Below are 25,132 nucleotides of genomic sequence, written 5' to 3' on the forward strand. Positions count from 1 at the left end.
CTTTTTATTTAAGTTTGTTACATACAAAAAGATTATTCCCAAGATCACTCTCAATTCCTTTTCCAAAATTGTCAAGCATTTATAGCTCACTCTCAAGCAACTGCTAAGAACATAGCTCAACACAATTCAACATAATTCGACAATTTATATACTTTCAGGATATGGTATTAATTCAATTATAATAATCACAGTTAAGCAAATGCAAGAGTTTATTTACTTGTATATTTTCTTTTTATTGGAATTTAGATGGCAGAAAGTAGCATATCCTGTGAGCTTTCAGATTTGAGATGAAAATTGAGATAAAAAAATAAAGCACGACCGCAAAAGGGTCTGTAAATAATTTTGTGTATTTAAATTAGGCCAACCTTCTTGGTAAGAGATCATTCAGATTAACTTGTCTACTTTCTATTTTTTAGTATTACCATTTTAAAAATTTTTATGCATAAATTTTTAAAATCCTGGACAAAATTTAATACTGGGTTATAATACTCTGTTTTTTATTTGCTGTTTTAAACTGCTTCCATGGAAGCAGTTTAAAATACGAACTGGTGATTGCTATCTACTTTATATACTCTCTCAAACGGTCAGGATACATTATCAAAAGCTGATTTAATATTATATCCCAATTTCTGTACCTCTGTGTCCACTTTCTTACAACATTTTTTGTTGCAAGATAAAGCATCTTCTCCAATGCTATATCATTTGGAAACACTGATTTTGTCTTTGTCACTTTCCTAAACTGTCTGTGAATTCCTTCTATGATGTTTGTGGTATAAATTATCTTCCTTATCTCTGGGGGAAACTTAAAAAACGATATCAGTGAATCCCAGTTGTTTTCCCAGCTTCTGAACGCATAAGGATACTGTTTCCCCCATTTCTCTTTTAATTGACAAAAATTTTCAAACGACTCTTCTTCATTGACTGCTTGATATACATTCTTAAAATCCCTCGAAAACTCTTTTATATGCTTGTATGAAACATACTTGAACGAATTTCTGAGCTGATGAATAATACACCTTTGAATATCGCTCTTTGGAAATACTGCTTCTATTGCTTCTTTTAAACCTGTAAGACCATCAACACAAAACAACAACACCTCTTCTATTCCTCTTGTTTTTAAGTCATTTAAAACACCCAACCAAAACTTGGAGCTTTCACTTTCTCCAATCCATATTCCTAAAACATCTTTATATCCTTCAATGTTAATACCCAAAACAACATAGGCAGCTTTATTCACAATTTTACCCTCATCCTTTATCTTGTAATGAATTGCGTCCATGAAAATAAATGGATATATCTTTTCCAATGGTCTATTTTGCCATTCTCTTATCTCAGGAATAATTTTCTCTGTAATTTTGCTAACCATTTCGCTAGATATTTCGATACCATAAATATCTTTAATTTGCTCATGAATGTCTCGTGTTGTCATTCCTCTTGAATACAGGGCTATAATTTTGTCTTCAATCTCTGAAATGTCTCTTTTATACTTAGGAATTATCTTCGGTTCAAATTTACCTTCTCTATCCCTTGGAATATCAAGTTCCATTTCACCAAACTTAGTTTTGACAGTATTTTGACTATAACCATTTCGGGAATTTGTTGTCTGCTTGTTTTTGACATCATATTTTTCGTAGCCTAAACTTTCTTCAATCTCTGCTTCTAAAAAACTTTGCAACACATCCTTAAATAGGTCCTTTAAGCTTTCATAAATGTCGCTTACACTTTGGATATTATTTTTTCTTATGAATTCGAGCAATTGTTCTTTTGTTAAAACATTTTCCATAACAAAAACCTCCCTCTTGGATATTTTTGTTTATATTCTGATTCTTACCAAGAAGGAGGTCCTTATACTTTACACAAAATTATTTATAGTCTCCCGCAAAAATTGGCCGTGCTTTATTTCTCACTTACTCTTCGTCCTCGTCGTACATATCAAAATCTTCCTCATCAAATCTGGACTGGAAGATTTCAAATACATTTTCAAGCTCTTCTTCGTCTTCTACACCCACATATACCTCTTCACCGTCTCTGTCTTCAATTCTGAGAATTACAACCTCAGCCTCTTCGTCTTCTTTCTCCATCTCCTCTAAAGGAAGAAGTACTATATAGTCATTGCCATTGTAATTGACCTTATCAAGCATCTCAAAAGATATCTCTCTTCCTTCCTCATCTACCAATGTTACTACATTGTCAAACATATCCATAATGGATTCACCTCTTTTCTAAATATAAATTATTGTAATAGCCTTTTGCAGAAACGCTCAAGATGAGCGTTATCAAGCTTTATATAGAATCAAAAAAGTCTGGACCCCCTCCTCATAGTTGTAGTAAAATATGTGTATATAAAACAAATTTTCTACTATGAGGAGGGTCCAAAATGTTCAAAAACAAACCTAATCAGCTTTCATTTTTAGACTTGTATTCCCACATAAAGGCCTCGGCTCTTTACAAGCCTGAAAGCCTCTTGGGCTTGTTCAACAAATTCATCGACTTGTCCAACTACATACCTTCTTCTTTCTACAAAGCCTACTACAAATACTTCGGTAAGCATAGATACTTCTCTTTAGAATCTATGCTTCTTTGCTTTTTTGTCCAAAAAATCCTTAAACTCAATACCTTAACCCAACTTCGCGCTGTCTTGCTTAACTCATATGAACTTCGCTCATTTTGTAATCTACATGGCAATGTCCCTTCTATCTCTACTTTCTCTCGCTTCAGAAAAATATTTGCAAGCGAAATCCAAAAACTTTTCCAAAATATCTCTATCCATGCACACAATATCTCTATCCAACAATGCCCTGAACTTGCTTCAATCCTAATCTTCGATACAACCGGTATTGTCCCAAAGGTTCGTGAAAACAACCCTAAATTCATTCAATCACTCTTGAAAAATACCTCAAAAGCTAACCCTGAGCTGTCTTCTGACAAAATCTACTCTCTTGTTTATTCTTCTTTGCCTAAAACTGCTAACGCTAATTCTAATATCCGCCTTATGTTCGTAAATGGCCATTTCTGCTGGGCTTTAAAATTTGCTGTCATTACCAACGCTCTCGGTATTCCTTTAGCTTTAGTTCCTCTGTTTGACTCTGATTCTCCTTCGTCAGACCCACTGCAACATAAAGCTATCTCTGACTCTAAAGCTTTAATTCCTTCACTCGAAACTCTATTCTCTTATCTACCTAAAAATTTCTCTACTTTCATCGCTGACAGTGCCTTGGATTCACACAACATCTACTCCACTTTAAAAAATTCTTTCAACTTCTCCAAAATTGTTATCCCTCTAAATACAAGAGCCTCTAAAAATACTACACCTACTTCAGACCCTAATATCGTTATATCTGAAGATGGTGTCCCAATCTGCAAAAAGTTCAATAAACCTTTTAAACCTGAAGGCAAATGTCAAGGCAAAAATCGCTCATTGCGCTTTAAATGGATTTGCCCTATGTCTTGTTACAAAGACGGCAAACGCATCTGCTCTTGCCCTCAGCCTTGTACTACCTCTAAATCGGGCAGAATGTTCTATACATACCCAGATAACTTTCGCTCTTTCCCAGGAATCAACAGAAATTCCCAAGAGTTTTTTGACCTCTACAAAAAACGTGTCGCTGTAGAGCAGACTATTTACCACCTAAAATCCTACATGGGCTCTGATACAACACAAACTCTTGATCATATTCCTATTTTCTCTGATTTCTTGCTCTCTGCTATTACTTATTCGCTCTTATTTATCCTTGCTCACAACATTAAACTCTATTGTTCTAAATTAACTATCAAAAAACTGAGCAAACTTAAAAAACTTATAGCTTAAAACTACAATTTTTCTTGAGTAATTAATCCACTAAAGTTAACCTACTAACTAAAGGTTTATGATTTTGTTTTTTATTTAACCTTCTAAAACTTAGAGTTTAGAAGGCTTAGGATGCTATTGTCTTTTTTGAACTTTTCAATCCTTGTCGTATATTTGCTCCTGAATACTTTTGTTATCATTGATAATATATGGTTTCAATCCTTCTCTTCTTTTTATATTTTAATTGTATTTCCTGTTTATACTGGCATCTTTTCCCTTCAATCACCACCTATTTTGCAAACGGCTAAAATATAAATTATTGTAATACAAAAATTGGCACGTGTCAACACTCAAATTAATCTACAATATATTATCCCCACCAGATTTCATCATAACCATCTTCTTGGTCTTTTGGTCCTTCATAAAAGTCCAAATAGCAAATCTTGCCTGTGGATTTTTCAACCATCTTTAATCTGAACATAAAATCTGGATGTTCTATCTTATCAACTGCATCATAGTCGTAAGCATCTTCCCAGGCAACTTCAAAACCAAAACTTTCAAGGTCGCTAATGACTTCCTGAATCTCATATTCAAAGTCAATATCAATCTCAGGGATATTCCCTTCTTTTAAAAGCTTTGCAACCTCATCAATTTCGCCTGTTTGATATCTAAAACCTCTTTTTATCATATTCCAAACAACCCCTTTTCAATGACATTATGAAATATATGCTTTTTTATTATGATATAATGATACCCTCTATAAAAAGGGTTTAAACAGACCTATCAATAAAATATTCGACTGTTTTTTTCAACCCTTCCAAAAGTGAAAACTGTGGTGAAAATCCTAATACACTTTTTAAAAGATTATTTGAAAGACAGCTGTGTGCTATATCGCCGGGGCGTTTTGGCTGATACACAGGACTTTTTTTGTATCCTGTCAAGCCTGAGAGAATCTCAAACAGTTCATTTACTGACACATTTTTGCCAGTGCTAAGATTAAATGTTCCTGACACAGAAGTTTCAAGTGCAACGCAGTTTGCCTCAGCAACATCTTCAACATATATAAAGTCTCTTGTCTGAGTCCCATCTCCAAATATAATTACATCTTTGCTGCTTTGCATACGTTCACAAAAAATTGATACAACTCCGCCCTCACCAAACGGGTCCTGCCGTGGCCCATAGACATTTGAATATCTGAAAATGATATACTCAAAATTAAAATTGTGCGCAAACATCTTGATATATTCTTCCGAAGTAAGCTTGGACAGACCATAAAAAGATTCTGGTCTTAACGGGTGATTTTCGTCAATTGGAATATACTCAGGTTCTCCATAAACTGCTGCTGAGGATGCGAAAATAAATTTTTTCACTTTGTATTTTGCACAGTAATCAAGTAGATTAACCGTGCCCAAGACATTTATACTGCAATCAAGATAAGCATCTTCCATAGACTTTGCAACACTCACCTGAGCTGCCTGGTGTATACAATATTCAATTTTGTTTTCTTCGAATACTTTTTCTAAATTGTCACGAATGTCAAGTTGATAAAACTTAGCTTTTGGATTAATATTACAAACATTGCCCGAAAGAAGATTGTCCACAATGCATACATCATATCCTCTTTCAATGAGCTTGTCGACAATATGCGACCCAATAAAGCCAGCACCGCCTGTCACAAGAACTGCCAATAGACTTTGCACTCCTTTTTATTTTGTATATAGAAAAAGTATATATCTAATTTATTTCAATTGCAAACTTTGATATAATTAGAGGATGAAATAAATTTAAACTTCAGGGGGTTTTTGAAATACAAAATGAAAACCAAAAAGATATTTCTGTATAGTTTGCACATTTTGAAAAATCACTTTCTAACAATGGTCATATTCATAGCATTCATGTATTTGTACTTTTCTCTTTTCAGAGGAGTAACTTCACAGCTTATAAGTGGCATAGTTATATGTCTGCTTTACTTATATGGCAATTTTTCAAGTGGCAGGTTTCATGCAAAAAAAAGAGATGCGCTGTCTTTTTTAGAAGGTGCTGCAGCTATAGCAATAGCTTCACTTCCCACAATTATTTTAGCTATACTGGCAACAAATTATGTATCTTTGAACGATAAGGGTTTTTTAAACTCTCACTGGGCAAATGTTGCGTTCAGACTTTGGAACTCCCCTTTTATTGGTGTGTATTCATACGCAGATGAGATTGCAAAAACCAAGCATTCAGTGGATGTTATAGTAACAATTTACTGGATATCTGCTTTGTTTTTGCCAGTTTCGTCTTGGATAGGTTATTTAATTGGGGTATTGGAAAAGAAAGAACTTATTAAGCTTCCTGAATATACACTTTTACCTAAAAAGAAGAGCCAAAATAAAAAGCAGGGCAAAACCGGGAAATCCTATTAAAGTTCCAATTGCAAGGTTTGCCATGTTAAATCCAATATGAAGACCATACGGCTGGCACAAGAGATTAAAAAGGATAATAAAAGATGCAGTAAGAATAAATCTTATAATTAAATCAAAAAGTCTCATATATGGATTACCTCAGATTTGGCTTTTCTAAATATAAATTTATGTAAAATCAAAAATAAAAAGAACCCTCTTTTTTAGTGAGGGTTCTGCTTTAGGATTTTATACAGGTAGTTTAACCATTTTTCAGCAAGAATTTGCTGATAGATGGCTATTTCTATAAGGTCTTGGTCAGAAGCGAAATTAAAAATGGTGTTTGCAGAGGCGAGCAACCCCTTTACATACTTAAGTAAAGACTCATAGTCACTTCTTTTTTGCTCATCCATTTCTTTGCTAAGCTTATCTGCAAATTGGTCTGCGACAACATTTAAAATATCCACTTTCATCTTAAATTTACATTCAACCTCATTTATAAAGCTTCTTTTATATATTATGCACCAATATTTTATTTAATATACTACTAAATTTCTCTTCTTCCTTCTATTGCTTTGAGAATTGTAACCTCATCAGCGTACTCAATGTCACCGCCAACTGGAATTCCTCTGGCAATTCTTGTAACCTTGATACCCATTGGTTTTATAAGCCGCGCCAAGTATGAGGCTGTTGCCTCACCATCAACGTCAGGGTTTGTGGCAATTATAACCTCTTTGACTTGTGGGTCAGAAAGTCTCTTCATCAGAACATCAATTGTAAGCTGTTCAGGGTATTTACCTTTGAGCGGAGATATTGCACCGTGAAGCACATGATAAAGTCCTTTATATTCCTTTACTCTTTCAAGTGCTGCAACATCCTGTGGCTCTTCCACAACACAGATAATGCTTCTATCTCTCTTCTCATCTTTGCATATAGGACATACTTCATCTTCTGTAAAGTTACAGCACACTTTGCACAGTTTTGTGCTGATTTTAGCACTCAAGATAGCATCAGCAAGTGCTTTGACATCTTCAGTTTTCATATTAATGATGTGAAATGCAAGCCTCTGGGCAGTTTTCTGACCAATGCCAGGAAGTTTTTCAAGCTGCTGAATAAGTTTTGATATAGAATTTTCTTTCTGCTGCATCTTCCTCTCAACCTCGTTTTAAAAAAGACCTGGGATTCCAAACCCTGTAACTTTTTGCATCTCTTCTTCAACCATCTTATCAACCTTTCTTATAGCTTCATTTACACATGCAACTATCAAATCCTGCAAAGTTTCCACATCTTCCGGGTCAACAACCTCCGGCAATATTTGGATGCTTTTTATCTCTTTTTTGCCATTAATAACAACCTTGACAGCACCACCGCCGCTACTTACCTCAATCTCCCTTTGATTTAACTCCTCTTGCAACTTTTCTATTTCCTCTTGCATTTTTTTTGCCTGTTTCTGTAATTGATTTATATTAAAGCCACCACCAAGCCCAGGAAACCTATTTTTTGCCATTAAAGTTTTACCTCCTTGTTCATCATTTATTTCAATAGCCTTTTGCAGAAACGCTCAAGATGAGCGTTATCAAGCTTTATATAGAATCAAAAAAGTCTGGACCCCCTCCTCATAGTTGTAGTAAAATATGTGTATATAAAACAAATTTTCTACTATGAGGAGGGTCCAAAATGTTCAAAAACAAACCTAATCAGCTTTCATTTTTAGACTTGTATTCCCACATAAAGGCCTCGGCTCTTTACAAGCCTGAAAGCCTCTTGGGCTTGTTCAACAAATTCATCGACTTGTCCAACTACATACCTTCTTCTTTCTACAAAGCCTACTACAAATACTTCGGTAAGCATAGATACTTCTCTTTAGAATCTATGCTTCTTTGCTTTTTTGTCCAAAAAATCCTTAAACTCAATACCTTAACCCAACTTCGCGCTGTCTTGCTTAACTCATATGAACTTCGCTCATTTTGTAATCTACATGGCAATGTCCCTTCTATCTCTACTTTCTCTCGCTTCAGAAAAATATTTGCAAGCGAAATCCAAAAACTTTTCCAAAATATCTCTATCCATGCACACAATATCTCTATCCAACAATGCCCTGAACTTGCTTCAATCCTAATCTTCGATACAACCGGTATTGTCCCAAAGGTTCGTGAAAACAACCCTAAATTCATTCAATCACTCTTGAAAAATACCTCAAAAGCTAACCCTGAGCTGTCTTCTGACAAAATCTACTCTCTTGTTTATTCTTCTTTGCCTAAAACTGCTAACGCTAATTCTAATATCCGCCTTATGTTCGTAAATGGCCATTTCTGCTGGGCTTTAAAATTTGCTGTCATTACCAACGCTCTCGGTATTCCTTTAGCTTTAGTTCCTCTGTTTGACTCTGATTCTCCTTCGTCAGACCCACTGCAACATAAAGCTATCTCTGACTCTAAAGCTTTAATTCCTTCACTCGAAACTCTATTCTCTTATCTACCTAAAAATTTCTCTACTTTCATCGCTGACAGTGCCTTGGATTCACACAACATCTACTCCACTTTAAAAAATTCTTTCAACTTCTCCAAAATTGTTATCCCTCTAAATACAAGAGCCTCTAAAAATACTACACCTACTTCAGACCCTAATATCGTTATATCTGAAGATGGTGTCCCAATCTGCAAAAAGTTCAATAAACCTTTTAAACCTGAAGGCAAATGTCAAGGCAAAAATCGCTCATTGCGCTTTAAATGGATTTGCCCTATGTCTTGTTACAAAGACGGCAAACGCATCTGCTCTTGCCCTCAGCCTTGTACTACCTCTAAATCGGGCAGAATGTTCTATACATACCCAGATAACTTTCGCTCTTTCCCAGGAATCAACAGAAATTCCCAAGAGTTTTTTGACCTCTACAAAAAACGTGTCGCTGTAGAGCAGACTATTTACCACCTAAAATCCTACATGGGCTCTGATACAACACAAACTCTTGATCATATTCCTATTTTCTCTGATTTCTTGCTCTCTGCTATTACTTATTCGCTCTTATTTATCCTTGCTCACAACATTAAACTCTATTGTTCTAAATTAACTATCAAAAAACTGAGCAAACTTAAAAAACTTATAGCTTAAAACTACAATTTTTCTTGAGTAATTAATCCACTAAAGTTAACCTACTAACTAAAGGTTTATGATTTTGTTTTTTATTTAACCTTCTAAAACTTAGAGTTTAGAAGGCTTAGGATGCTATTGTCTTTTTTGAACTTTTCAATCCTTGTCGTATATTTGCTCCTGAATACTTTTGTTATCATTGATAATATATGGTTTCAATCCTTCTCTTCTTTTTATATTTTAATTGTATTTCCTGTTTATACTGGCATCTTTTCCCTTCAATCACCACCTATTTTGCAAACGGCTACATCATTTATTTCAAGAAATACTTTTATATTATACAACAAAAATTTTAGACCCTTCCATATCTTTTTTAACAACAATTCGCTGGTCAAATGCATCCATTAAATCCTCAATGTGGGTTATAACAAGTATAGTGTCAAACTGGTCTTTGATTCTATTCAGACACTCAACAATGTGGTCCTTCCCCTCTTCATCTTGAGAGCCAAAACCTTCGTCTAAAATCAGCATCCTGATAGAAGCACCTGCTCTTTTGAGAAGTACCTTTGAAAGAGCAATTCTGATAGCAAAATTTATTCTGAAAAGCTCCCCTCCCGAAAAAAGCTCATAGTTTCTTGTACCGTTTGCATCAGAAATTTCTATTTGAAGAGTTTCAATTGTTTTTCCAGATGCTGTTTCTCTTTGGGTTTTAAAATCTATTGAAAATGCTCCATTTGTCAGTATTTTTAAAAGCCCATTTGCTTCATCTCTTATCTGCGGCAGTGTATTTGCGATTATCTCGTTTTTTATTCCATCTGGTCCTGTGATATCTATTATTATGTCGTATATTTCAATCTTTTTTTTCATCTCTTCTATTTCACTTTCAAGCCTTGAGAGCTTCTCTTTTGCCTCTTCAATCTGATTTAGCTTCTGTTCAAGGATTCCCAATTCTTTTAAAACAGAATTGAGATTTTCTTGAAGATTTTTTATCTTACTTTCACAGCTCAGAATATCTGACTTTACCCTTTCAAGCATCATATCATGTGCAAAAGAAGATAAACTTGCTATTTCCTGGCTTAAATCTTCAACCTTTTTCAAAATCTCTTTTTCCTGTTCTTGATATCCAAGTATTTCCTTTTTTAAATTTTCAGCTTTCACCTTGTTCACAGTAAGCTCGCTAAAAAGTCTCTGATATATTTCAAGTTCTTTTTCTCTTTGCAAAAGCTGGGTGTAGTAATTCTCATCAAAGTTTAAAATGGAAATTTCTCTCTTTAGGTTTGTCATCTCTTCTTTCAGTCTTTCTACTTCATCTTCACAAAGCTTTATGCTTTGAGTTATCTGGGCTATTGAATTTTGTAGATTAACAATGTTTTGTGTTTTCTGCCCCACCTTAGCTTTAAGATTTTCTAACATCCCGTGAAGCTTCTTTTCTCTTGCCCGAAGAAGCTCTTCAAGTTTTATCTTTTCTTCAAGCTCAGAAAACTCTTTTTTCAGAATTTCAAGTTTTTTTGTCAAACTTTCTCTTCTTTGTTTAAATTCTCTCCCCTGGGCTGCAATTTCACTTTTTATATGCTCTTTTTCTTCCTGGCCATTAATTTGGCGCAAGCATACTGGGCACCTTCCCTGATTTGCCTCTATGAGCCTGTAACTTGAAGCAAGCTCTTTTAATTTGTTCTCAACAACCTCTAACAACTTTTCATGTTTTACAATCTCCTCTCTTTTTTTCTCTTGCTCCTGTTTATACTGCTTTACTTTATCCAGCTCATTTTCGACCTTCGAAATTTCAATCTCCACTTTTTTCATCTCTTCCTCATACTTTGAAATCTCAGAAGTTTCTTTATTAAGCTGTAAATTACTCTCTTCAATGTTTTTTTCAAATATCTTTTTCTGTTCCAGTTTGTTTATTATGTCCCTCTCACAAAGAAGAATTTTGTTCTTAAGTTCAAGATACGTTTCATAATCCTTTCTCTTGAGCTCAACCTTTTCTTTTATTCCATCATACTCTTTAACCATTGCAGTTATCTTATCTTCTTCCTTTAACTTTTCTTCAATTTTTAAAAGCTCTTTTCTGGCAGTTCCAATCTTATACCTTATCTCCTCAGCTTTTCTCTGATGTTCTGTCATTTCATTCTTTTTCTGACTCAATAAACCAAGTTTTTGTTCTATTTCAGACCTCTTTGAAATAAGGGCATTTAGTTCATTTCTCAAACCATTTAATTCAGCTTCCATTGTGGCTTTTTTCTTTTCCAAATCAGCTACCAAAGTTTTTATAGACTCTTCCTCTGACAAAATTTTATGTTCTTCCTCTATTTCTCTGTTCTTTACATCCAGCAAAACCTTTATTTCTTTTCGTTTTTCTTTCGCAAGTTCGTTTATCCTGTCATATATGCTCAAGTTCAATATCTTTGCAAGAACTTCACGCCTGTCTTCAGGGGATGACAGCAAAAAATCTTCTGTTCGTTTTTGAGAAAGATAGGCTGAGTGCAAAAAGACATTAAAATCTATTCCCAAAATATTCTGAAGCTTTACTTGAGTCTGGGTGTAAGTTGCTTCATTTATAGGAATGAGGCTGTCTGCTTTTCTGACAAAGAGCGAAAGATACTTTTTTCCTTTCCTGTCAAGCCTTCTCACAACTTTGTATATGGTCTTATTCAACTCAAATTCAAATTCAACCTGCATATAATCCCTATGTGAGTTTATATACTCTGTTTCTGCAACTTTTCCACGCTTGCCTGTTTGAAGTCTTTCAAACTCGCCAAAAAGCGCCCAGGCAATTGCCTCAGCAATTGAAGATTTTCCATTGCCATTTTTTCCTATGATACAAGCAACTTTTATTTTGCTAAAATCAATCTCGTTTTGAGTATCTTTATATGATTTGAAATTTTCAATCCTCAAAAAAAGAGGTCTCAAATTTCATCCCCACCTCTTTATTTGCTTTCATTTTTCCTGCACTTCATACAAAAGTTTTTTAAATTCTGATACAACCTTATCCTTATTCTCTATACCCCTGTATTTCTGGCTTGCCGATAAAAACTTTTCAAAGGCATAAACAGGGTCTGACTTCTCGTCAACCTCAGCTATTCTAAAATCTTTTTTAGAATCAACTACCTCAATTTCGATAGGCGCTAAAACAAAACATCTGTCTCTCAAAAACCTTTCAACAAGCCCAATGTCAATCTTTTCTTTTATCAAACTTTGAGTTTTTATTATGAGCTTTACAACCGAAACCTTAATACTACTTGAAGTATTTTGCTCAAACATTTGTATTCTCTCTTCTATTTTGTCAAGAATCTTTTTGGTGAGATTTTCTACTTGGTCTTCAAACACCTCAATCTCCAACTGGCAAAAAGGTCTTACCTTGACAGGTTGAAACTCAAATCTGAAGCTGTCCTTGCCTATCTCAAATACAACAAACCCCTTGCTGTCGTTTGCCTCAGAAAAATCTATCCTGTCAGGCGACCCGCAATATAGGACAGTTGGGTTTGCTGCATGCAAAATTTGAGGTTTGTGAATGTGACCCAGCGCAACAAATTTTAACTTTGGATTTAAAAGGCAAGAAAGAGGCACTTTTATGTCTTTGCCAAGCATGATTGCTCTTTCACTGCCAATCTGCGCCTCTACTACAGTAAAATGCCCTGCAAGAATTGTTGGAATATTATCTTCTGAAGAGTCCAAAACCTGGTTAAGTTTCTTCTCAAAAAAATTGGCTGCTACCATATCAAACTCTTCTGTCTTTTGAGGAAATGTCTCATCCACAAACCTTTCAAGATAAAGGTATGGCACAGCCACAATGCGAAGCTTTTCACCTCTTATTTCAAATTCTTTGATTTCAAAAGGTTTGTCCATAACAACAATGTTTGGCTGGTCAAATATTTCAAAGACCTTTACAGAATGGTCTTTTGTCTCAAATGGATGCATATCATGATTGCCTGGAATTATTATGACCAAAACACCTTCTTTTGAAATATCCACAACCCTCTTGTAAAACATATTCCTCAGCGTAGAGTTTGGTTCCCTGTCTTTAAAAATATCGCCTGTTATTAGCAAAAGGTCAATGCCATTTTCTCGTATAAACTGCAGTATTCTGTCAAATGTCTTGAAAAAATCATGTACACGCGAGCCAAGACCATCTGGGGTTTCGCGGCTGTAAGTTGTCACACCAAAATGAAGGTCTGCTGTATGAACACCTTTTATTGCCATTTTATTCTCCCTCTTAAAAAAATTTTTAATAGTCCATCTCATCAAGCCATTTCTTAGATGCCTCTATTGTTTTTTCGTACTTTTCATCTACCTCATCTTTTTTGAGATAAATTGAAATAAAATCATAAAAGCTACTATCATATCCTTTTGTCTTTATTGCAACTGGCATAGGGACTGCATGACCTATCAGTAATGCCTGCTGTTTCGAATCAAGCGACTCTATAATTGCCCTCAGCTGCTTACTATTTTTCATACCAGCAAGTGCACTTGTAATGTCAGCTTCATCAGAAAGAGATAAAATAACCCTTGTTCCAATTTGCGATGCAATCTCACTGTCTATCTGAGAAGGTCTCTGGTCTATACACATAAGGCTTACCTTCGCTTTTCTCATCTCTCTTGCTATTGTTCCAAATATTGTCTGCTTTGCAACATCTTGCGATAAAAATCTGTGTGCTTCTTCAATTGCAATCACAAGCGGCCTTGGTGGGGAATATTTTTGTCTGTTTGAAATATACCTTTCGTACATCTCCATATATCTTTGGTAAATACGTCTTGATAAGACGTTTGTAACAAAAAGGTAGTTAAGTAATTTATCACTTTTGCCAAATGTTATATCAACACTGATACCTTTTTGAAGATAGTTTAAAATAATATCAATTGAGTTTGTGCCAGGTCGTCTATCATATCTAAGATAAGGCAATTCCTTTAATACGGAAAGTTTTCTAATAAGCGCCAAAAGAGAGCTTCTATTGACAACAGCTTCACTGTCTTTAAACCTCTCTGCCAAGTCTTCGCCATTTACAAGTATCTCTTCAAGCCAGTGTTTCCCTTCTGCATCAAGCTTGTTTTTAAGCGCAATCATAACCTGCTGTGCCGTCTCATTGAGGTTCAGCTCTTCTGCAATTGATAGAATATCCTCAATCTCAACATCTCTAACATCAATCTCAATTGGCAAAACACCTGCCATTGACGATGAATTTTCAATTGTCATTATCTGGACTTTGGTTCCAAAAAGACTTTTAAGCCCTTTGACAGGCCGGTTTTCCTCATCAACGCTGTCAGGTCCGTGGTCTGAGTGAGCATCAAAAATGAGAAGCGATGCCTTATCACAAAGGATAATCCCTGCCATCAATAATCTTGCAATAAATGATTTTCCTGTACCAGTTCTGCCGTAAATGCCACTGCTTCGTTCAATAAACCTTTCCATATCTATGCAAACTGTAGAGCTTTCGTCCATGTCAAGAATGTTTCCCACAGGAAAATATCGGTTTGGGTCCTTCTCAAAGCTTCCAAATACATCAGAAATATCATTATATGTTGCACGCCTTACGCTTGATGCATGAGGCGGTATGTTTCTTATAGGCTGATTTTTCCTTTCCTCAAGGTCGAAGGAAAGGACTGGCTGTGCCTTGAACACAGTGTAAATAGAGGTTCCTCTTGTAATTCTGTTTAAAAGATAGTTTGATGTCCCTCGCGGAAGCTCTGTTAAAGCCTGCTTGTTCATACCTTCTATAACCATGTCGGTAAGCATACAGTAGTACTTTCTCTTTTCAGTCTCGCTCACAAGAATTGTTCCAATCCTTGTACTTTCCACCACAGAATCATCCTCGACTTTTATTGCAAGACCTTCTGAGTACGAACCACCTATGATTTTGCCAATCCTGCTTTCTTCATACATACCACTTGCCATATCTCAATCACCCTTCTTGTACAGTCATTATTAGATTTTCTAACCTCTCAATTACAGGCTCAAGAAGATTGAGATCATATTTAAGATAAGCATTTAAACTTTTCCCCATCTGTTCTATATAGTAATAATCTTTTCCTCTTGCAAGATATGCAAAAAAGAGCATCCACGGGACAACTTCAATAATGTCAATATCTTTTGCTTTCAGCACAGAATTTAGAAAAAGACCGTTTTGAGTGGCAAGAAGAATCTCTTTTTGGTTTGCCAGCTCAACCAAACTGTGAAGTCTTATACTTTTGTCAGGAAGACATACAACAAACTTCTCATTTACTATGTAACCAATAACAACGCATTTAAAATAACCTTTCAAAATCTGGTCAATCTGTGGATACTGCTTTCTTATCTCTTCTGGTGATTTCCACAAAGCTCTCGGATATCCTCCCTCGGATATGCTGCCGATATCGTATCTTGTAACACATCCCACCACCGTGTAATCATCTAACTCAAATTTTATAAACCTTCCAGGTGTAGGTACGTTGTTCAAGTCCCTTGCCTCACAGGTAAGTTGGGTAAAAGAAATATCTATTATCTCACCCACTATCATCTCAAGAACTACTCCTTTTATACTATTCTTTTCATTTTATTATTCTTTTTAGCAGAATAGCGCACAAGACCATCTTCAAAACTATATAGCATGCTTTCTATTGCGTCCTTGTCGTCTTTAGATATAACAGAAAATTCATGGGCATGGGTCAAAGATATGGGATAGCCAAACCCAAGCTGACACTGATGGTAAATAGCACCCAAGCAACTCTCAAACCAGTCTTTATCGTTTGCTATATAGAGCGGAAACTCTATTCGTGCTATCTCGTAACCTGTGTTCAAATAAACAAAGCCTATATCAGTTTTTTCAAACTCATCAAAAGCTCTACCTAATGTGTAAAAGATGTTTGAATACTCTCCTTCCCTAAAGCTGGAAAATAAAACCACATCCTTTATTCTGCCTACCTTTTCACACTCTCTTTTTTGCTCCTTTGGACATTCTCTACAGCTTATCCTTAGCTTTTCACACATATATATTCTGTAAATATTAGAAATAATTGAGTTTTTGGGGACAGAAATAAAACCGCACACGGCTATTCTTTTTTGCTCAGCCAGCAGGAATATCCTTTCAAGAATAGCATTTGCTTTTCTGCCAAAACGCATGCCTTGCCTGTCCTGCGACCAGTCAATGAGATTGCCGTCGTAAAGCACTATTTTGAGCTTTTCTGTTTGAATGCTCTTTTCTATATACTCTAAAATCGCCTCAAATTCTTTTTGTTGGCGCTCTTGTGATATCTCAGAAGAATTTTTAAAAGTAACATCGTCTTTGTCAGAATATAATTCTTGGTCGAGGTAAATGTAGGGAAAAGTTCTGTACCAAAATCTACTTTCTTTTTCTCCGTAGGCAATAGAGACACAGGCAATGTTTAACACATAGTAAGGTGTTAGATTATGCCTATCTATTTCTGTATTGCTGCCATCTACTGCAAAGACCTCATACTCAAGATTCAAATGACATCTGTGAGATTTCAAAAATTCATCGTAATTGCTATAGTAGGGAAGGCAGAATAAAATCTCATTTTTCTCGTCCTTGCTGGGAATTTTGGCAAGAATGCTTTGAATTTTCTTCTCATCTGCCGATTTTAAAAACGCGAACACATCTTCTATCTTTGATTTTAGCTCTTTTTCGTGTTTTGCTAAAATCTCTTTCTTCTCATTTATCTGTTCAGATAAACTATAAAGGTCTAACATCTTATCACATCCAAAAGTTATTCTTATACTTATAATTATATCCCTTGTACGTCATTTTATCAAACATTTATTCGCAAATCAAAACAACTGCATATGCTGAGATACCTTCTTCTCTTCCTTCAAACCCCAATCCTTCTGTTGTTTTTCCCTTGATATTTACCTGCGTACTTTCAATCTTGAGGCAATCTGCAATTTTATTTTTCATCTCATTAGTATATGGTGAAATCTTGGGTCTTTGGCTAACTATTGTAGAATCTATATTCACTATTTTCAAGTTTTTCTCTTCTAAAAGCTTTGCAACTTCTTTTAAAAGAAGCAGGCTGGAAATGTCTTTATACTTTGGGCTGCTGTCCGGGAAAAGCCTTCCAATATCATTTTCCCCCATAGCACCAAGAATAGCATCAATTATAGCGTGAACCAAAACATCCGCATCTGAATGTCCCAAAAGCCCTTTTTCAAATGGTATTTCAACACCGCCCAGTATAAGTTTTCTTCCCTCAGCAAATCTGTGAACATCATAACCAATTCCTACTTTAAACATTGATTTAAACTCCCCTTTCAAATACCACATCTTCAATCTCAAATTTCATTTAATTAACTCTTCAACTTCTTTCTCAAGCTCTATAAACAATGGCAAGTAATCATTTTTTATTCTATCAAATATTATTTTAGCAATACACTCATCATAGCTGTTGACTGCCAAGCTCCTGTCTTCAATCATCCTTAGCCATTTTTCTTGATTTTCAATCAAGCCCACTGAATATGCTTCTTTGAAAACTGCCCTAGGTGAAGAAATATTTACTATACCTTGATATTCCAAATACGCCTTTAATAATTTCCAAGCAAGCTCATAGGTAAATTCAAATCTTTGAATAGCACCGTCATACAAAAGAGGATTATCACTTCTTTCTTCCACTGCTTCTTTCAATCTTAAAAGAGCTTTTTGAAAGTTAGCAAATCTTTCTTTAATTTTTTCCAAACTTTTCATCCTCCATTTTTTGTTCATTCACATTATCGTTACTTAAATTATATCACATGAAAATGCTCTTAGCCCTTCAAAAAAATTTGACATGCAAAGAATCTTAATGGTATTATTAAATAAACACCACAAATGAATAGCTCATAATATATTAATAGATAGAGGCGCGTCTTTTAAGAGTAGGCAGGTGGATGTGAAAGAAGACACAGATGAAACCTGCTGAAAGGAAAAGACGCCGAAGGGAGTTTCTTTCTTCTTGGAAACTTCCCTGGGTGCATGGAGAATATCCATGCAACTGTCACCAATTGAAAAATTGGTGGAGCGCTATCTGTTAATATATTGTATGCTTGATGTACAATATATTAACAGAAGCTGGCTCAAAAACCAGCTTTTTTTAGTTTTATGTATATGCACAAAAGTACAATTTTAATTTTTGAAGAGGAGGTTTACAGTAAAGTGGCAAAGAAAATCAGAATGGCAATAGTTGGCGCAACAGGCATGGTTGGAAGAACATTTTTGAAAGTCTTGGAAGAGAGAAATCTTCCGGTTGAAGAATATTTCCTCTTTGCATCAAGCAGGTCAGCAGGGACAAAGGTTGAATTTATGGGAAGAGAATACACAGTTGAAGAGCTAAAAGAAGACTCATTTGACAGGGGCATTGACATTGCTTTGTTCTCTGCCGGCGCTTCAACATCTCTTCACTTTGCGCCAATTGCAGCATCAAAAGGCTGTGTTGTAATTGACAATTCAAGTGCATGGCGTATGGAAAAAGATGTTCCTCTTGTTGTACCAGAGGTCAACCCGGAAGATATCAAATGGCACAAGGGAATTATTGCAAATCCTAACTGTTCAACAATCCAAGCAGTTGTTGTTTTAAAACCCTTGCATGATAGGTACAAAATAAAAAGGATTGTATACTCAACATACCAGGCAGTTTCAGGTGCAGGGTATCAAGGATATTTGGATTTAGAAGAAGGATTAAAAGGTGCTCCGCCAAAGAAGTTCCCATACCCAATTGCAGGAAATGTTATTCCCCATATTGATGTGTTTTTAGAAAACGGATATACAAAAGAAGAGATGAAGATGATAAATGAGACAAGAAAGATTTTACATGATGATTCCATAAAGATAACAGCAACAACTGTGAGAGTGCCTGTTTTCAACGGTCACAGTGAGTCAATAAATGTGGAGTTCGAAAAGCAGTTTGATTTAGAAGAGTTAAAAGAAATTCTAAAGAGTGCTCCAGGCGTGGTTGTTCAGGACGACCCTGCAAATCTCTTATACCCAATGCCAATTTATGTTTCCGGAAAAGATGAAGTTTATGTTGGAAGAATTAGAAGAGATGAATCTGTTGAAAGTGGAGTAAATCTGTGGGTTGTTGCTGACAATATAAGAAAAGGAGCAGCAACAAATGCTGTTCAGATTGCTGAAAAGGTAATAGAATATTTCTTTAGCTAATTGAAAAGTGGCTAAACTTTAAAGTTTGAATAAATTGGGAGGGTTTATTTGCTATGTCTCTTTTTAAAGGTTCAGGTGTTGCCTTAATAACACCATTTAAAGATGAGGAAAGTGTAGACTTTGAAACTCTTGGAAGGCTTGTTGACTTTCACCTTGAACACAAGACAGATGCAATCATTGTATGTGGTACAACCGGAGAGCCTTCAACAATGCCAGATGATGAGCATTTAGAAGTAATCAGATTTGTAATTGACAGGGTAGCTGGCAGAAAACCTGTTATTGCTGGTGTTGGTAGTAATCACACAAAACATGCCGTTTATCTTTCCAAAAAAGCACAGGAGCTTGGTGCAGATGGTCTTTTGCATGTAACACCATACTACAACAAAACAACTCAAAAAGGATTGATTGAGCACTTTAAAGAAATAAATGATGCTGTATCAATTCCTATTATTGTCTACAATGTACCATCAAGGACAGGGTTAAATGTCTTGCCTGAAACCATGAAAGAACTTGCAAAACTGCCAAACATAAAAGCGATAAAAGAAGCAAGTGGTAACATCACACAGGTTGCTGAAATTGCTATGCTCTGCCCCGAAATTGATATCTATTCTGGAAATGATGACCAGATAGTGCCTGTTCTTTCAGTTGGTGGAATTGGTGTTATTTCGGTGCTGGCAAATATCTTACCTGATGAGACGCATGATATTGTTGAATATTTCTTAAACGGTGAAATTGAAAAGGCAAGACAGCTTCAGCTAAAGCTTCTTCCTATAATCAAAGCACTCTTTATTGAGGTAAACCCAATTCCTGTAAAAGAAGCTATGAATATGATGGGATTTAATGTTGGAAAACCAAGATTGCCGCTTACCACTATGACAGAAAAGAACAGGGAAATTCTCAAAAAAGCACTTGTTGACTATGGCATTTCGATAAAAGAATGAGAATAAAATAATAACAAGGATTGGATGTGAGACACAAATGATTAGCATCTTACTTAACGGTTGCAATGGTAAAATGGGCCAGGTTGTTAGCAAGGTTGCCAAAAGCTATGACAATATCAAAATTGTTGCAGGGGTTGACTTAAACACAACTAAAAACTTTGACTATCCTGTTTACAAAAGTCCCGAGGAAGTGGTTGAAAACTTTGATGTCATAATTGACTTTTCTCTTCCTGAAGCAACAATGAAAATACTTGAGTTTGCAAAGCAGAAGCAAAAGCCAGTTGTAATAGCAACAACAGGCTTTACATCTGACCAGAAATCTAAAATTTTAGAATACTCAAAACAAATTCCTATTTTCTGGTCGGCAAATATGTCTTTGGGAGTAAATCTTGTCGCAGAGCTTATTCAAAAGGCTTATAAGGCTCTTGGTCCTTCATTTGATATTGAAATCATCGAAAAACATCATAACCAGAAAATAGATTCACCTTCGGGCACAGCTCTGATGCTTGCTGATGCAATAAACGAGGTTGCAAATAATTCTTATGAGTATATCTATGACAGGCATACAAGGAGAAAGAAAAGACAGCAAAACGAGATAGGAATTGCGTCTTTGCGCGGTGGAACAATTGTTGGTGAGCACAGTGTCATTTTTGCCGGCCCTGATGAGATTATCGAGATAAAGCACACAGCACTCTCAAAAGAAATCTTTGCAAACGGGGCAATCAAGGCTGCAATGTTTATGATAGGCAAAGGCGCGGGTATATATAATATGAAAGATTTGATTAATTCAATGTGAGGTGTTTTGAATTTGAAGCCTGTGACAAATTTAAATGTCACCCAGAATGTTGCCATGATAACCCTTGACAATGTCCCTAATAAAATTGACTTGATAGCATCTATCTTCAATGAAGTGGCAAACCATGGAATAAATATTGATATGATAAGCCAAACAGCACCTTATAAAGGAAACATAAATTTATCATTTAGTCTTGACGAAGAAAATGTGCCAAAGGCAATATCTGCACTAAGCAAGTTCAAAAAAGAGATTCCTCACCTGAGAATTGATATCGTGTCTGGCTTGAGCAAGCTTTCAATTTTTGGTGAAGCAATGAAAGACATTCCCGGCGTTGCAGCATCACTTTTCACCACTTTAGCTGAAGCAGGTGTTGAGCTTAAGATGGTAACAACAAGTGAGGTTGACATATCATATTTGATTGACCAGAAAGACGAGGAAAAAGCTGTTCAGATTATAAAAGAAAGATTTGATTTAAAGTAAGTTTGTGCACACGCTGCCCAAAACAGCCTTTGAAGTTGGGGCAGCTTATTTTTTTTTGACAGTATTGAATTTTGGTTTTCCACTTAGTATTATTGAAAAATAGAAGAGCTAATTAAAATCTTTAAAAAAACAGGAGGAGTGCTGATTGGCAACAGGAGCAAAATACTATCACTCTTGCATAAATTGTGGCGGGATAAATACAGATACAAGAAATGAAAAAGGACTACCCTGTGAGCAGTGTCTTAGCCAAGAACAGATAAGTAAAAATATATTTGAATCTTTAAAAAAGAAGGGAACATTGAAAGACTATCAAATATACTGGAACTTTCAGCAAAACTTTGATACGTTTGAAAAGTTTTTTGAGCATATTTTTCAAAAACCATTGACAGGATACCAAAGAACATGGGCACGACGTTTTTTGCTTTCAAAAAGCTTTACCCTTGTTGCCCCCACAGGAGTTGGTAAAACAACATTTGGACTTGTAGCAAGCCTTTTTTTAGCGCTAAATGGTAAAAAGTCAGCTCTTGTATTCCCTACAATCTCACTTGCACAGCAGTCTTTTGAAAGACTTGAAGAGTTTAAAACAAAATTAGAAAATGCAAACGCTGTGAAAATCTTATTATTTAACTCTTCGATGACAAAAAGTAGAAAAGAAGAGTTTGAAAAAAGGTTTTTATCTTGCGACTTTGATATACTTATAATAACCACTCAGTTTGTTTCAAAAAGAAAAGATGTTCTATCTAAAATGTTTTTTGACCTTGTATTTGTGGACGATGTTGACGCTATTTTGAAATCTTCAAAGAATATCGATACATTACTTCAGATGATAGGCTTTTCAGAAGATGAGATTGAAAAAGCAACCGAAAGATTGAGAAGCAAAAATAAAGAAAGCGGGCAAGATACAGTTTCAAATGGTTCTAAAAATAAGGGAATGCTCATAGTATCCTCAGCAACAGCAAAGCCGCAGGGACTAAAGCCACTTCTTTTCAGAGAACTTTTGGGTTTTGAAATTGGCAGATTTACATTTAATATAAGAAATATAACCAATATAAGAATCAAAAATAAATCAAACAAAAAATTGCTTGAAATAATCAACATCTTAAAAGATGGTATACTTCTGTTTGTCAACACTGAGGAAGAAGGAAAAGAAATTGTTAAATTTCTTTTAGAAAATGGTATTAAAATTGGAGCTACATGGAATGATTTTGAGAAGGAGTTTGAACTTTTCAAAGAAGGAAAGTTGAATGTCATCTGTGGTGTCTCTTCTTACTATGGAAAACTAATAAGAGGAATTGACTTACCTTTACGCATAAAATACTGTATCTTTTGGGAAACACCTTGTTTTAGATTTTTGATTGACATGGATAAAGCTCCTCGATTTGTACTTGAAAGAGTCTTTGTTGAATACCTTGATAATCATCCTAAGCTCAAGGAGTATTTTAAAAATGTTGATAGTCTGCAAACAGAAAAGCTCAGACAACTTGTCTCAAAATATATATCTAAAGAGGATTACAGCAAAATTGTAAATGAAATATTTTCGCACTTGAAATTAACCGACGATGGCAAACTGGTTATCCCTGACGTTCCAACATACATCCAAGGTTCTGGCAGAACATCCAGAATGTTTGGAATGCGCCTGACAAAAGGAGTTTCAATCCTCTTTGAAGAAGATGATACTATATTCGAAAGCTTAAAGTCACGACTCTTGTTTTTACTGGATGAGGAATGGATGGAAGAAAATGAGGTAGATTTTGAAAATCTTATGGAAGAGGTAGAAGAGAGCAGAAAAATCCAAAACCATGATTTTTATCAAAATGACACAAAGTCAAGACTTATGATAGTTGAATCTCCAACAAAAGCTGATACCATTTCGAAGTTCCTGGAAAAAGCCTCAACAAGAAGATATGGTAAACTCTCTGTATATGAATCGATAACCCCGGAAGGAATTCTACTTATCACTGCATCAAAAGGGCATGTGTACGACCTTGAGACAAAAAAGGGTCTACACGGTGTTGAGTACCATGATGGAAAATTCATTCCCTATTACAACTCTATTAAACGCTGCATGAAATGCAATACTCAATTTACAGATGAGCTTGATAGCTGTCCCAAATGCGCATCTAATACAATTGATGATAAAAAAGAAATCTTAAAAACATTGCGTGAACTTTCACTTGAGGTTGACGAAGTATTGATTGCAACAGACCCTGATGTTGAAGGTGAAAAGATATCATGGGACATTTCACAGTATATAAAGCCTGCAAATAGTAATATCAAAAGAATTGAAATGCATGAAATTACACGCTATGGTCTTGACAGTGCTTTGAAAAACCCGCGACAGTTCAACACAAACCTTGTAAAATCTCAAATTGTGCGAAGAATAGAAGACAGATGGGTAGGATTTGAGCTTTCTTCAAAGCTTCAAGAAAACTTTAAAAGTTACAATCTTTCTGCGGGAAGGGTCCAGTCAACCATCCTTGGCTGGATTGTTGAAAGAGAAAAGGAATATGCAAAAAGTGAGAAAACATTTACCCTTTTAAAACTTGAAAACGGATATAATCTTGAAATTGAAGGTGAAATTGAATGCGAAAGAGTAAAAGCACAGATTGTTGAACAAAAAATAGAGGAAATATCTGCACCTGCTCCATTTTCAACCTCATCGTTACTATCTTTGGCTTCACAGAAACTAAACTTGGGTGTACCACAGATAATGGAAATTTTGCAGTTTTTGTTTGAGCATGGTTTTATCACTTATCACAGAACAGACTCAACAAGGATTTCTGGGACAGGACAGAATATTGCAAGAATGTTTTTAGAAAAGGTGGGTAAAAAAGAATTGTTTTTACCAAGAAGCTTTGGAGATGAAGGTGCTCATGAAGCAATAAGACCTGTAAAACCTATATCACCTGAGGAGCTAAAAGAACTTGCCTATGAAAAATATGCACAGGGTATATCACAAAATCACATAAAAGTTTATCAGCTCATTTTCAACAGGTTTATGAGCAGCCAAATGAAAAATCCGAAGGTTTTGGTTCAAAAAGTGCATTTTAGAATCAATGACATTGAAATTGTCAAGGACATCCCTGTGAAAGTGGAAGAAGAGAGCTGGCTGGAATTTCTTCCTATGCAGATTTACCCTTTGTTTGAAAATAAGGATTATAGCATAACTGACAAGCGAAGTTATAAAAAACATACCATTCAGCTTTACACCCAGGCAAGCCTTATTGACGAAATGAAACAGAAAAATATAGGAAGGCCTTCAACATATGCAAAGATGGTAGAAACACTTTTCAAAAGAGGGTATGTGTTTGAAGACAGCTTCAGAAGAATAAGGTCAACATCGCTTGGTAAGAAGGTATATTCTTATCTTTCACAAAAATATGGTGAATACGTGAATGAGCAAACTACACGCGAGCTTGAAAAACTTATGGACATAGTAGAAGAAGGAAAAAGAGACTATCAAGAAATTTTGAGCGAGCTGTTCAACGATTTAAAAAATTTAATTGAAAATTAACTCCAAAACAAAAAGCGGGGGTTTTTTG

Annotated in this window: 23 protein-coding genes and 1 riboswitch; of the genes, 8 read left to right on the plus strand and 15 right to left on the minus strand. The window is 35.4% G+C overall.

Annotated elements, in window-relative coordinates:
- Positions 1–559: 559 nt before the first annotated feature.
- Positions 560–1,783 (minus strand): IS256 family transposase, encoded by a 1,224-nt coding sequence (locus OTK01_RS07945; RefSeq protein WP_269011515.1) that lies wholly within the window; start codon positions 1,781–1,783, stop codon positions 560–562.
- Positions 1,784–1,907: 124 nt separating this feature from the next.
- On the minus strand, positions 1,908–2,204 hold the full coding sequence (locus OTK01_RS07950; protein ID WP_013432445.1) for a DUF1292 domain-containing protein: 297 nt from the start codon (positions 2,202–2,204) through the stop codon (positions 1,908–1,910).
- A gap of 173 nt (positions 2,205–2,377) precedes the next feature.
- Here OTK01_RS07950 and OTK01_RS07955 point away from each other — a divergent pair, with 173 nt between their 5' ends.
- Complete coding sequence (locus OTK01_RS07955) at positions 2,378–3,808, plus strand: transposase (RefSeq protein WP_269011518.1); 1,431 nt, start codon at positions 2,378–2,380, stop codon at positions 3,806–3,808.
- Between the two features lie 349 nt (positions 3,809–4,157).
- Here the strand turns inward: OTK01_RS07955 and OTK01_RS07960 are convergent, their stop codons facing one another.
- The gene (locus OTK01_RS07960) at positions 4,158–4,475 is read right to left on the minus strand and encodes a hypothetical protein (protein ID WP_029229265.1); all 318 of its coding nucleotides are present in this window, start codon (positions 4,473–4,475) and stop codon (positions 4,158–4,160) included.
- Between the two features lie 82 nt (positions 4,476–4,557).
- A complete protein-coding gene (locus OTK01_RS07965; protein WP_029229266.1) occupies positions 4,558–5,475 on the minus strand; it encodes an NAD-dependent epimerase/dehydratase family protein in 918 nt (305 codons plus the stop codon).
- A 126-nt stretch (positions 5,476–5,601) separates the two neighbouring features.
- Between OTK01_RS07965 and OTK01_RS07970 the strand changes: the two genes are divergently transcribed.
- Positions 5,602–6,192 (plus strand): hypothetical protein, encoded by a 591-nt coding sequence (locus tag OTK01_RS07970; protein WP_029229267.1) that lies wholly within the window; start codon positions 5,602–5,604, stop codon positions 6,190–6,192.
- Here OTK01_RS07970 and OTK01_RS07975 read toward each other — a convergent pair.
- The 4 genes from OTK01_RS07975 to OTK01_RS07990 form a co-directional block, all read right to left on the minus strand.
- Entirely contained in the window at positions 6,136–6,318 is a 183-nt protein-coding gene (locus OTK01_RS07975) for a pro-sigmaK processing inhibitor BofA family protein (protein WP_013432441.1), read from the minus strand. The genes OTK01_RS07970 and OTK01_RS07975 overlap by 57 nt on opposite strands.
- A gap of 74 nt (positions 6,319–6,392) precedes the next feature.
- Complete coding sequence (locus OTK01_RS07980; RefSeq protein WP_029229268.1) at positions 6,393–6,641, minus strand: hypothetical protein; 249 nt, start codon at positions 6,639–6,641, stop codon at positions 6,393–6,395.
- A gap of 74 nt (positions 6,642–6,715) precedes the next feature.
- Positions 6,716–7,315 (minus strand): recombination mediator RecR, encoded by a 600-nt coding sequence (recR, locus tag OTK01_RS07985; protein WP_029229269.1) that lies wholly within the window; start codon positions 7,313–7,315, stop codon positions 6,716–6,718.
- An 18-nt stretch (positions 7,316–7,333) separates the two neighbouring features.
- Positions 7,334–7,675 carry a YbaB/EbfC family nucleoid-associated protein gene (locus OTK01_RS07990; protein WP_013290677.1) on the minus strand — a complete coding sequence of 114 codons (342 nt, stop codon included), beginning with the start codon at positions 7,673–7,675 and terminating at the stop codon, positions 7,334–7,336.
- 170 nt (positions 7,676–7,845) lie between these two features.
- Between OTK01_RS07990 and OTK01_RS07995 the strand changes: the two genes are divergently transcribed.
- The gene (locus OTK01_RS07995) at positions 7,846–9,276 is read left to right on the plus strand and encodes a transposase (protein WP_269011518.1); all 1,431 of its coding nucleotides are present in this window, start codon (positions 7,846–7,848) and stop codon (positions 9,274–9,276) included.
- A 315-nt stretch (positions 9,277–9,591) separates the two neighbouring features.
- Here the strand turns inward: OTK01_RS07995 and OTK01_RS08000 are convergent, their stop codons facing one another.
- The 7 genes from OTK01_RS08000 to OTK01_RS08030 form a co-directional block, all read right to left on the minus strand.
- Entirely contained in the window at positions 9,592–12,165 is a 2,574-nt protein-coding gene (locus tag OTK01_RS08000; protein ID WP_029228266.1) for an SbcC/MukB-like Walker B domain-containing protein, read from the minus strand.
- Positions 12,166–12,192: 27 nt separating this feature from the next.
- On the minus strand, positions 12,193–13,455 hold the full coding sequence (locus OTK01_RS08005; protein ID WP_029228265.1) for a metallophosphoesterase family protein: 1,263 nt from the start codon (positions 13,453–13,455) through the stop codon (positions 12,193–12,195).
- Between the two features lie 25 nt (positions 13,456–13,480).
- On the minus strand, positions 13,481–15,145 hold the full coding sequence (locus OTK01_RS08010; protein WP_029228264.1) for an ATP-binding protein: 1,665 nt from the start codon (positions 15,143–15,145) through the stop codon (positions 13,481–13,483).
- 7 nt (positions 15,146–15,152) lie between these two features.
- Entirely contained in the window at positions 15,153–15,746 is a 594-nt protein-coding gene (locus OTK01_RS08015) for a hypothetical protein (RefSeq protein WP_029228263.1), read from the minus strand.
- A 17-nt stretch (positions 15,747–15,763) separates the two neighbouring features.
- A complete protein-coding gene (locus tag OTK01_RS08020; protein ID WP_029228262.1) occupies positions 15,764–16,936 on the minus strand; it encodes a DNA double-strand break repair nuclease NurA in 1,173 nt (390 codons plus the stop codon).
- A gap of 67 nt (positions 16,937–17,003) precedes the next feature.
- The gene (gene ispF, locus OTK01_RS08025) at positions 17,004–17,477 is read right to left on the minus strand and encodes a 2-C-methyl-D-erythritol 2,4-cyclodiphosphate synthase (protein ID WP_013432432.1); all 474 of its coding nucleotides are present in this window, start codon (positions 17,475–17,477) and stop codon (positions 17,004–17,006) included.
- A gap of 45 nt (positions 17,478–17,522) precedes the next feature.
- Positions 17,523–17,915, minus strand: coding sequence for a nucleotidyltransferase substrate binding protein (locus OTK01_RS08030; protein WP_029228261.1), 393 nt, complete (start codon positions 17,913–17,915; stop codon positions 17,523–17,525).
- Between the two features lie 151 nt (positions 17,916–18,066).
- A riboswitch (Lysine riboswitch) is annotated at positions 18,067–18,250 on the plus strand.
- Between the two features lie 73 nt (positions 18,251–18,323).
- Here OTK01_RS08030 and OTK01_RS08035 point away from each other — a divergent pair.
- From OTK01_RS08035 to rgy, 5 genes are all read left to right on the plus strand, one after another.
- Positions 18,324–19,373: an aspartate-semialdehyde dehydrogenase gene (locus OTK01_RS08035; RefSeq protein WP_049772739.1), complete on the plus strand. Its 1,050-nt coding sequence runs from the start codon at positions 18,324–18,326 to the stop codon at positions 19,371–19,373.
- A 53-nt stretch (positions 19,374–19,426) separates the two neighbouring features.
- Positions 19,427–20,314 (plus strand): 4-hydroxy-tetrahydrodipicolinate synthase, encoded by an 888-nt coding sequence (dapA, locus tag OTK01_RS08040; protein ID WP_014042103.1) that lies wholly within the window; start codon positions 19,427–19,429, stop codon positions 20,312–20,314.
- A 37-nt stretch (positions 20,315–20,351) separates the two neighbouring features.
- The gene (dapB, locus tag OTK01_RS08045) at positions 20,352–21,110 is read left to right on the plus strand and encodes a 4-hydroxy-tetrahydrodipicolinate reductase (RefSeq protein WP_013432427.1); all 759 of its coding nucleotides are present in this window, start codon (positions 20,352–20,354) and stop codon (positions 21,108–21,110) included.
- 12 nt (positions 21,111–21,122) lie between these two features.
- Positions 21,123–21,590, plus strand: a complete 468-nt coding sequence (locus tag OTK01_RS08050; protein WP_013432426.1) for an ACT domain-containing protein — start codon at positions 21,123–21,125, stop codon at positions 21,588–21,590.
- A 145-nt stretch (positions 21,591–21,735) separates the two neighbouring features.
- Entirely contained in the window at positions 21,736–25,104 is a 3,369-nt protein-coding gene (gene rgy, locus OTK01_RS08055; protein WP_029228260.1) for a reverse gyrase, read from the plus strand.
- Positions 25,105–25,132: the final 28 nt, after the last annotated feature.

The organism is Caldicellulosiruptor acetigenus, assembly GCF_026914305.1.
Lineage (GTDB): Bacteria > Bacillota > Thermoanaerobacteria > Caldicellulosiruptorales > Caldicellulosiruptoraceae > Caldicellulosiruptor > Caldicellulosiruptor acetigenus.